This is a genomic window from Zooshikella harenae (assembly GCF_018837975.1).
GTDB lineage: Bacteria > Pseudomonadota > Gammaproteobacteria > Pseudomonadales > Zooshikellaceae > Zooshikella > Zooshikella harenae.
Map to the genome: position 1 here is coordinate 22,759 of NZ_JAGSOY010000053.1, position 9,121 is coordinate 31,879.

5 protein-coding genes are annotated in these 9,121 nt (G+C 42.5%); all 5 read left to right on the top strand.

Going from position 1 to position 9,121, the window contains the following annotated elements; translation table 11 throughout:
• The first annotated feature begins 30 nt into the window (after positions 1 to 30).
• The 5 genes from purL (at position 31) to KCG35_RS17730 (ending at position 8,697) form a co-directional block, all read left to right on the top strand.
• Positions 31 to 3,951: a phosphoribosylformylglycinamidine synthase gene (purL, locus tag KCG35_RS17710; protein WP_215821131.1), complete on the top strand. Its 3,921-nt coding sequence runs from the start codon at positions 31 to 33 to the stop codon at positions 3,949 to 3,951.
• Between the two features lie 163 nt (positions 3,952 to 4,114).
• The gene (locus KCG35_RS17715; protein ID WP_215821132.1) at positions 4,115 to 5,002 is read left to right on the top strand and encodes a PhzF family phenazine biosynthesis protein; all 888 of its coding nucleotides are present in this window, start codon (positions 4,115 to 4,117) and stop codon (positions 5,000 to 5,002) included.
• A 98-nt stretch (positions 5,003 to 5,100) separates the two neighbouring features.
• Entirely contained in the window at positions 5,101 to 6,072 is a 972-nt protein-coding gene (locus tag KCG35_RS17720; protein WP_215821133.1) for a hypothetical protein, read from the top strand.
• Positions 6,073 to 6,181: 109 nt separating this feature from the next.
• Positions 6,182 to 6,949, top strand: coding sequence for a substrate-binding periplasmic protein (locus KCG35_RS17725; RefSeq protein WP_215821134.1), 768 nt, complete (start codon positions 6,182 to 6,184; stop codon positions 6,947 to 6,949).
• 530 nt (positions 6,950 to 7,479) lie between these two features.
• On the top strand, positions 7,480 to 8,697 hold the full coding sequence (locus tag KCG35_RS17730; RefSeq protein WP_215821135.1) for a hemolysin family protein: 1,218 nt from the start codon (positions 7,480 to 7,482) through the stop codon (positions 8,695 to 8,697).
• The last annotated feature ends 424 nt before the right edge of the window (positions 8,698 to 9,121 follow it).

Here is a 9,121-nt window from a genome sequence, read left to right on the forward strand (position 1 = left end):
AGACGATAAAGAAAGAGGTCCGAATCTACCATGCTTGAATTGCGCGGTGCACCTGCTTTGTCCGAGTTTCGCCGATTAAAACTCCTTGCTGAAATCCGGTCAAAAGTGCCAAAAATCACAGATTTATACGCCGAGTTTCGCCATTTTATCCACACGTCCTCCTCCCTTTCTTCCTCTCAACTTCAACTTCTTCAACGACTTCTTGAATATGGTCCTAAAAGAGCCAGCCATGACTTAGAAGGCTCTCTGGTTCTTGTGACACCCCGGCCAGGTACAATTTCCCCTTGGTCAAGTAAAGCGACCAATATTGCCCACAACTGTGGTCTGAGTAACATTGAACGTATTGAGCGGGGAACAGTTTTCTGTTTGATGACAAATGAGCCGCTAACAAATGAAGATAAAGTAGCCATCAAGAGCTGTTTATATGACCGGATGACTCAGATCGCTTTTGATGATGTGGTATTGGATAAAATGACGCAGGCAGAGCAGTTATTTGCAACAACAGAGCCTGCTCCCCTGACGACAGTACCCGTTTTGACTAAAGGACGTAATGCACTTGAGCAGGCGAATCAGCAACTAGGATTAGCCCTGGCTGAAGATGAAATTGACTACCTTTTGACGAGCTATCAGCAGCTACAGCGGGATCCCACTGATGTTGAGTTGATGATGTTTGCTCAAGCAAATTCAGAACACTGTAGGCACAAAATTTTCAATGCACAATGGACGATTGATGATGAAGAGCAAGATTATTCCTTGTTTGCCATGATCAAGAACACCTACACCATGCATCAGGAGGGAGTGTTATCCGCCTACAGTGATAATGCTTCGGTAATAGAAGGATTTACTGCTGACCGCTTTTATCCTGAATCAGAAAGCAAAGAATATCAGTATCATCGTCAACCTGTTCATATTTTAATGAAAGTTGAAACGCACAACCATCCAACGGCTATTGCACCTTATCCTGGGGCCTCAACAGGGTCTGGGGGAGAAATACGCGATGAAGGGGCTACTGGACGAGGATCCAAGCCGAAAGCCGGCCTAACAGGGTTTTCTGTTTCGAACTTAAATATTCCTGGATTCCAACAGCCATGGGAAGTGTCTTATGGCAAGCCGGATCGTATCGTTTCAGCGTTAGATATTATGCTGGATGGTCCTCTGGGAGGGGCTGGATTCAATAACGAGTTTGGTCGTCCAAACCTGTGTGGTTATTTCCGGACCTATGAACAACATGTCCCATCTAAGCAGGGGGCAGAAGTAAGGGGATATCATAAGCCGATTATGTTGGCAGGGGGACTTGGCAGCATTAAAGCGGAGCATGTCAATAAAGGTGAAATTCCTGTTGGGGCAAAACTAATTGTGCTGGGTGGTCCTGCCATGCAGATTGGTTTGGGAGGCGGTGCTGCGTCCTCAATGGCTTCTGGTGAAGGTGAAGCTGATTTGGACTTTGCCTCTGTACAGCGGGATAACCCTGAGATGGAACGACGTTGTCAGGAGGTAATAGATCAGTGCTGGCAGATGGGCACTGATAACCCAATTGCTTTTATTCATGATGTAGGCGCAGGGGGGCTGTCCAATGCTTTGCCGGAGTTGGTGAATGATGGTGGACGTGGTGGCAAGTTTGAGCTGCGAGCTATTCCTAATGATGAGCCAGGTATGTCCCCACTGGCTATTTGGTGTAATGAATCCCAAGAGCGTTATGTCCTCGCTGTTACGCCTGAGGCATTGGAAACATTTATTGCGATTTGTGAACGAGAGCGTTGTCCCTATGCGGTTGTTGGTGAGGCAACAGAGGCAACACACTTAACGGTAACAGATAAGCACTTTAAGAATAAGCCTGTGGATCTATCCCTGGATGTTTTATTGGGTAAACCACCCAAAATGCATCGAAACGTTTGGCGTAGAGAAGTCAGCTTCCCGCCACTAAATGTATCAGGTGTACAGCTTGAAGAAGCTATAGAGCGGGTTTTAAAACTTCCTGCGGTGGCCAGTAAAAGCTTTTTAATTACGATTGGTGATCGCTCAATTACCGGCATGGTGTGTCGGGATCAGATGGTAGGGCCTTGGCAGGTACCTGTGGCAGATGTGGCAGTCACATCGACTACGCTGAATAGTTACACCGGCGAAGCTATGGCTATGGGGGAGCGAACACCTCTCGCACTATTAGATGGCCCTGCATCAGGAAGAATGGCTATTGGCGAAGCAATCACGAATATTGCAGCAGCAAGTATTGCCAAGCTCAGTGATATTAAGCTGTCGGCTAACTGGATGGCAGCGGCAGGTTATGAAGGTGAAGATGCTGTTCTGTATGACACGGTTAAAGCGGTGGGCATGGAATTTTGCCCTGTTTTAGGCTTGACCATTCCTGTTGGGAAGGACTCAATGTCTATGCGTACCCAATGGCAAGAACAAGGTGAAGAAAAATCAGTGACTGCACCAATGTCACTGATTATTTCTGCATTTTCACCAGTACAAGATGTAAGAAAAACGTTAACGCCACAACTGGTCACTAATCAGGGGGCCACTCAGCTACTGTTAATTGATCTTGCTGGGGGCATGCAGCGATTAGGAGGTTCTGCATTGGCTCAGGTCTATCGTCAAGTGGGTGATCAGTCTCCTGATGTTGATGACCCTCAGCGGTTAAGTCAGTTCTTTACAGCTATACAGCGACTTAACCAAGAGCAGAAACTACTCGCTTATCATGATCGCTCAGACGGTGGTTTACTTGCTGCTTTAGCTGAAATGGCCTTTGCTGGACATACGGGGCTGCGTATTGCACTTGATAGCTATGTCCGACAGCAAGAAGCGATAATGGCAGGGCTGTTTAATGAGGAGCTGGGTGTCGTCATTCAAGTTAGAGAAGCTGATGTTGATTACGTTAAGTCTGAGCTTTTAAAAGCTGGGCTGGATACACCTTGTATTCATCCTTTAGGAACGGTCAGTAATGATCAACAGCTCGTCTTCACCTTTGAGGATACTGTGGTTCTTGAAGGGGCTAGAGCAAAATGGCAACAGTGGTGGGCCGAAACCAGCTATCGCATGCAAGCATTACGGGATAACCCTAAATGTGCTGAGCAAGAGTTTAATCAGCTTCAGGATGAGCAAGATCCTGGTTTAACTGTTATTACTTCATTTGACCCTCAAGAGAATGTCGCTGCGCCGTTTATTAATACAGGCGTCAGACCCTCCATAGCGGTCTTGCGGGAACAGGGGGTGAATGGTCAGCTGGAAATGGCTGCAGCGTTTGATCGTGCTGGTTTTATGACCGTTGATGTTCACATGAGTGAAGTGCTTTCAGGGCAGGTAACCCTCGATCAATTTAACGGACTCGTAGCCTGTGGTGGATTTTCCTATGGTGATGTATTGGGTGCAGGAGAAGGTTGGGCTAAGTCGATTCTGTTTAATTCTCGTGCTAGAGATCAGTTTGTTGAGTTCTTTAATCGTGAAGATAGCTTCGCCTTAGGTGTGTGTAATGGCTGTCAAATGCTTTCCAACCTTCGAGAATTAATCCCTGGAGCAGATGCATGGCCACACTTTGTACGAAACCAGTCTGAACAGTTTGAAGCACGTTTTTGTCGGGTCAAAGTAGAAGCATCGCCCTCAATATTGTTAGCAGATATGGAGAACTCTTTCTTACCGATAGCGGTTGCTCATGGTGAAGGATATGCTGAGTTTGCCTCTGATCAAGCACGGCAACAAACTGGGACAGAAGGGATAGTCAGTTTACGTTATGTTGATAATTATGGAAAAGTTACTGAGCAGTATCCGGCAAATCCTAATGGTTCACCTCAGGGTATTACTGGGTTAACGACAGCAGATGGGCGGGTCACGATTATGATGCCACACCCTGAACGTGTGTTCCGTACGGTTCAGCATTCATGGCATCCACCTGCATGGGGTGAAGATGCGCCTTGGTTGAGAATGTTCCGTAATGCCAGGGTTTGGCTTGGTTAAGACAATATCACTTGAGTGAAAGTGGGCTTAGCTATTTTGCTATACTTGAAGCGGTTTATTACCAATAGTTGTGCTATTGATATACCCGTAGGAGTGTATAAATAGTGAAATAATAACGCAGGCTCTGATTATCAGAGCCTGTTGCCTGAACAAGGAGCAGTTCATGGCCCAGATTACACTACACAGAGTGCATGCCTTTACTGATCATAATGAGGGCGGTAATCCTGCTACAGTAGTATTAGATGCAGATCATCTCTCAGAAGAAGACAAACAAAAGATTGCTCATAAGTCTGGTACGTACCGTACAGCATTTGTTTCAAGCTCTTCTTCAGCAACAGTAAAAACAGAGTTTTTTACGCCTCAGGCGCAAATTGCTCATAGTAGCCATGCAACACTCGCTGTGTTTAGCTTGTTACGAAAACAGGGTAAGTGGCAATCTTCAGAAGCAACAAAAGAAACCATTGATGGTATTCGTAAAATTTACTTTGAAGATGGTCAGGTCTTTATTGAACAAAAAGCGCCTGTATTTCATGCTCCTTTGGATATCTGGCAAGCTTATGATGAGCAGGCATTACTGGCTGGATTGAACTTGTCCGCTAGGGATTTACTGGCACCGTTACAACCCGTCATTGGTGATATGGGAAACCCATTTTTACTTATCCCTCTTAAAAATGCAGCGGTATTGAAGAAGGCTCGGGTAGTGGATGAAACCGTTAAACACTATTCAGAATTTCTTGATGTCGTGGGATGTTATTTATTCTCTTTGGATGTAAAACAGCAGGGACATGATGCCAGTACTCGTTTATTTGCTCCCCGTTTGGGTATAAAGGAAGAATCTGCTACAGGTGTGGCAGCAGGTATTTTAGCGGGTTTTTTATATGAATTTATCAATATGAAAAAACTCCAGTTTGTTATTGAACAAGGACATTATTTACAACCACCATCTCCTTCACTTTTACATATAAAACTTAATACGGTGCAACAGGAAATTGCACATGAATATGTTGGAGGGTGTGCTCAACATGATACTACGGAAATAATAAGTTATTAAAAAACACAGTGATTGACTAGAAAAACAATACACCATTTCCTAATGGGGATAGGTGGAAGGAAATCGTTACAAGCGGTAAGGCGCTAAGGAATAGGTCAATGGGAAAAAGAATTATCGTAGTGCATGGAAGGGCCGCTAAACCCAAACAAAATGAAAAATATCGATTGGTATATAAAGCTCTGAGCCATGGGTTATCTAGATACTCAGACGAAGTGGCGCAGATGGTTATTAGTAAAGTGGTTCCTATCGAGTTGGTTTATTTTGGAGATGTTACTAATGCTTTAATATGGGCCTCTCATCAGCGACCACAGAAAAAAATTGTGACCGATTTTCTCACTCAGTGGGATTATAGCTATGAGCAAAATGGACGTTATGATGCAGCGATGGAATCATTATTTGATATTAAACAACAGTCATCTGATGCTTACTCTCATTTAAAATTTCAACTTAACCATTTTTCCAGTGCCAGTGATAGTATTGGTTTTATTAGTCACATCGTTAACCTACTTGGGGTTAACGATGAAATTATAAATTCTATTATGCCGGATTTAGGTGCTTATTTTAAATACCGCATTATTGGTTCATTAATTCGGTATCGATTGCAGGAATTACTCGTGCCTGCTCTGCATAAGGGCGATGATATTTGCATTATTTCCCATAGTTTAGGCTGTGTGGTGGCTTATGATGTGCTGTGGAAACTATCGCGTATGAGTGAGTACAATGCATTGCATGATAAAAAAATAAATTTATTTATCACGGTTGGCTCACCATTAGGTGAACCTGCTGTCGCAAAACAGCTGTATGATGTTCATGAGCCAGAAGATGGGCGTTATCCTAGAAATATTAGCGAGTGGCATAACTTTTCTGCGGCAGATGACTTTGTTTCGCGTGATATTCGCCATGCGGACTGTTTCTATCCAATGTATCAACGTCAGCTGGTTGATCTTATTCAGGATCATATTGTGTATAATTTTTGGGTTGGTGAGCATGGCCTTAACCCTCATAAGTTTTATGGCTATCTTGATAATTTAAGTGTTACTCGAATAATTGCAGAGTGGTTAATGCATTGATCAATAATACGTGAAAGATGACTTGCTGGTGAAGATACTATGTTGATCTAGTATTTAAGAGTGAATACTGTGACAAGTGTTACTTAAATATAACTAAAAATTTAAGACAATGAACTCAAAGAGTCAGTCTGCAGGTATTTTTTTAAGCTTTATTTTTACGTTTCTTATTGGGGTATTGCTTCCCAAGTCATCTATTGTGGCTGAAGAATTCAGCGTAGTCCTCCATGGTCAAGAAGACTTCCCCCCTTATTTTTTCAAAGAAGGCGACTCCTTTAAAGGATTTTATAGTGACTTTTTCGATGCATTGGGTCAAAAGATGGGGGATCACTTTAGCTTTCATGATGTACCCTTTACTCGCTCTTTGCTTATGTTTGAGACAAGCCAAGTAGATATTGAGCCTGGCGTTAATCCGGAGTGGAGGGCAAGGGAAAAGGTTCCTGGGTTATATACAGTTCCCTATGCACAATCCATAGATATCCTTTTATTTGCCCCCGGTAAACGTATTCCGGTGAGTGCTCCTGAGGACTTGGAAGGAAAACGTATTGGTGTTATTCGAGGATATCAGTACCCTAGTTTTACCCAATTTTTTCAAAGTGGTGCCATTCTACGGGTAGATATGACTAAAGAATCACAACTTTTAGGAATGCTTGAGTTAGGTCGTCTGGATCAAATTATCATCAACAAATATCTAGCCCTTTATCAGATGAAACAACATCCTGATTATAAAAACTTTGAAGTAGGGTATGAGGTGAGTAGCGTAGATATCATGTTACGGATACACCCCAATAAAGCTGAGGCACTGCCTCGTTTTAATAACGCTATAAAGCAGCTCATAGACTCAGGTACAATAGAGCAAATTTGGGAAAAATATCGCTAAAGAGTCTGTTTAGCGTACTCTGAAGGCTTGGCTGCCACAGGCGCATATCTTAACAACAAGTATTCATTTAATAGTTGGGTTATCCTCTATCATTAAATGGCAAAGAATCTCCCTGGTTCGAAGACCCGGCCTCAGAAGAGTTAGCATTTGCCATTGAGTTGGTCAATATCGTCATTAAATAAAAATAACTTATCGAAAAACCGGATAAGCTTCCTGTCGTGAAGCAAGAAAATGTTAAAGTGAACTTGAATTGGAAAGAGATGTGTAAGCTTTGCAAACATCTAGACCTCGATCATAAAAATAATAACTACAAGCTACTAATAAGTTACTGAATGGCTGAAAAGTGCTAATTCTTTAGAAGTCCAAACCGATGGGGTTAAAATAATTAACTAAGTAGCAAAGCAACCTGCATGCCTGGTACATGGAGCACATACAGGTTTTGGCGTCGGTGTAGATGGAGTTTAAATAGTCAAAGTGAAGTATGATAATGTTTATAAATTATTGAAATCACTGTGCCAGGAGGCTATCGAATGAGCTTAAGATCAACACTCAAAAAGCTGCGCTCAATAGCTTTTGTTCTATTGCTGTTAATATCCGTTAGTTTTAGTCTTGCAGACGTTACTGTGAATGAAACGCTGTCCAACAGTGGAGGGTTAAATAAAGACATCATTTGGTTAATTTTCTATGTGCTGATGGCATTGGGGTTTTCATTTGTTTGTTCAGTAGCGGAAGCGGTTCTCTTGAGTGTTACACCATCCTATATTGAGGGGCTTAAAGATAAGCGGCCGAAGCTTGCAGCTCTTTTAAAACGACTTAAGCAAGAGAAAGTCGATCAAGCACTGGCGGCTATTTTAACATTAAATACGATTGCGCACACAGTTGGTGCAATTGGAGCTGGAGCTAAAGCTACTGTCGTATTTGGAAGTGCATGGTTCGGTTTTTTTTCTGCGGCTATGACTTTGATGATCCTTTTCCTCTCAGAAATTATTCCAAAAACGATTGGTGCCGTCTATTGGTCAAAGCTCACTGCAACCACCGCGTTGGTTGTACAGGTGCTGATTGTGGGGCTTTACCCAATCGTTTGGGTTTCTGAAAAGCTTACAAGATTAATTGCGCGCGGCAACAGTTTGCATGAGTTTAGTAGAGATGAGTTGATAGCTATGGCGCGTGTGGGTGAGTACACAGGTCATATCCAAAAGAAAGAATCGCGTATTATTCGAAATTTATTAAGATTTGACTCATTAACAATAACGGACATTATGACTCCGCGTACGGTAATATCTGCAATCCCTGAAGATATGTTGATTAGTGATGCATTGAGGTTCGTATCTCAAACTCCTTTTTCACGCTTGCCGGTTTTTAAAAGAGACATTGATGATATAACCGGTTTTGTCCTAAAAAATGATGTATTGATACTTAATACACAGGGGAGAACAGATGAAAAACTCAAGTCTTTGAAGCGCGAAATTCTGGCAGTGCCAGAGCTAATTACCCTGTCAGACTTACTGGGTCAATTTCTTATGGAACGCCAACATATTGCAATTGTTGTTGATGAGTTTGGTTGTACAGAAGGAGTGGTTACCTTTGAAGATATCATTGAAACTTTAATTGGAATGGAAATTATAGACGAAACTGATAATGTTGAAGATATGCGAGTTTTTGCCAGGAAACAATGGGTAGAACGTGCGAAGAAGCTGGGTATTGAAGGTAATATAGCTGAACGCAGTAAAGCTGAAAATAACAAATAAATGTTAAAATTTATCTGTTCATTATGCTTTTTAGAGGCGCCCTAAATATAAGGGTAATTGCATATAAAAATAATTCGTGATGAGTGTAGACTGTGCCAATGCAGCGCATGAATTAATTTGTTCCTCCCGCAGCAGAAGACCCTCCCTGGTCTCTACTGCTCACGGTGCTCCTAGCACCTGTTTCACAAACCAACTCAAGCACTGCACCCACATCTTGCTGCACCTCAATCATGATTCAATGAACATCTGTGGTATTTCAATGTACGCCTGTGTTAAACGAAGGCTGGATTATGTACATCAAGCTGTTTGCCACAAGGATGTGGTAACTATCTTGACAAACAGTGGCCTCCAGGAAAGGATTCACGGCATGTTCGAAGGATGCTATACACAGGTGCTTTAGAATAAAATGGTTTTTATAAAGGTA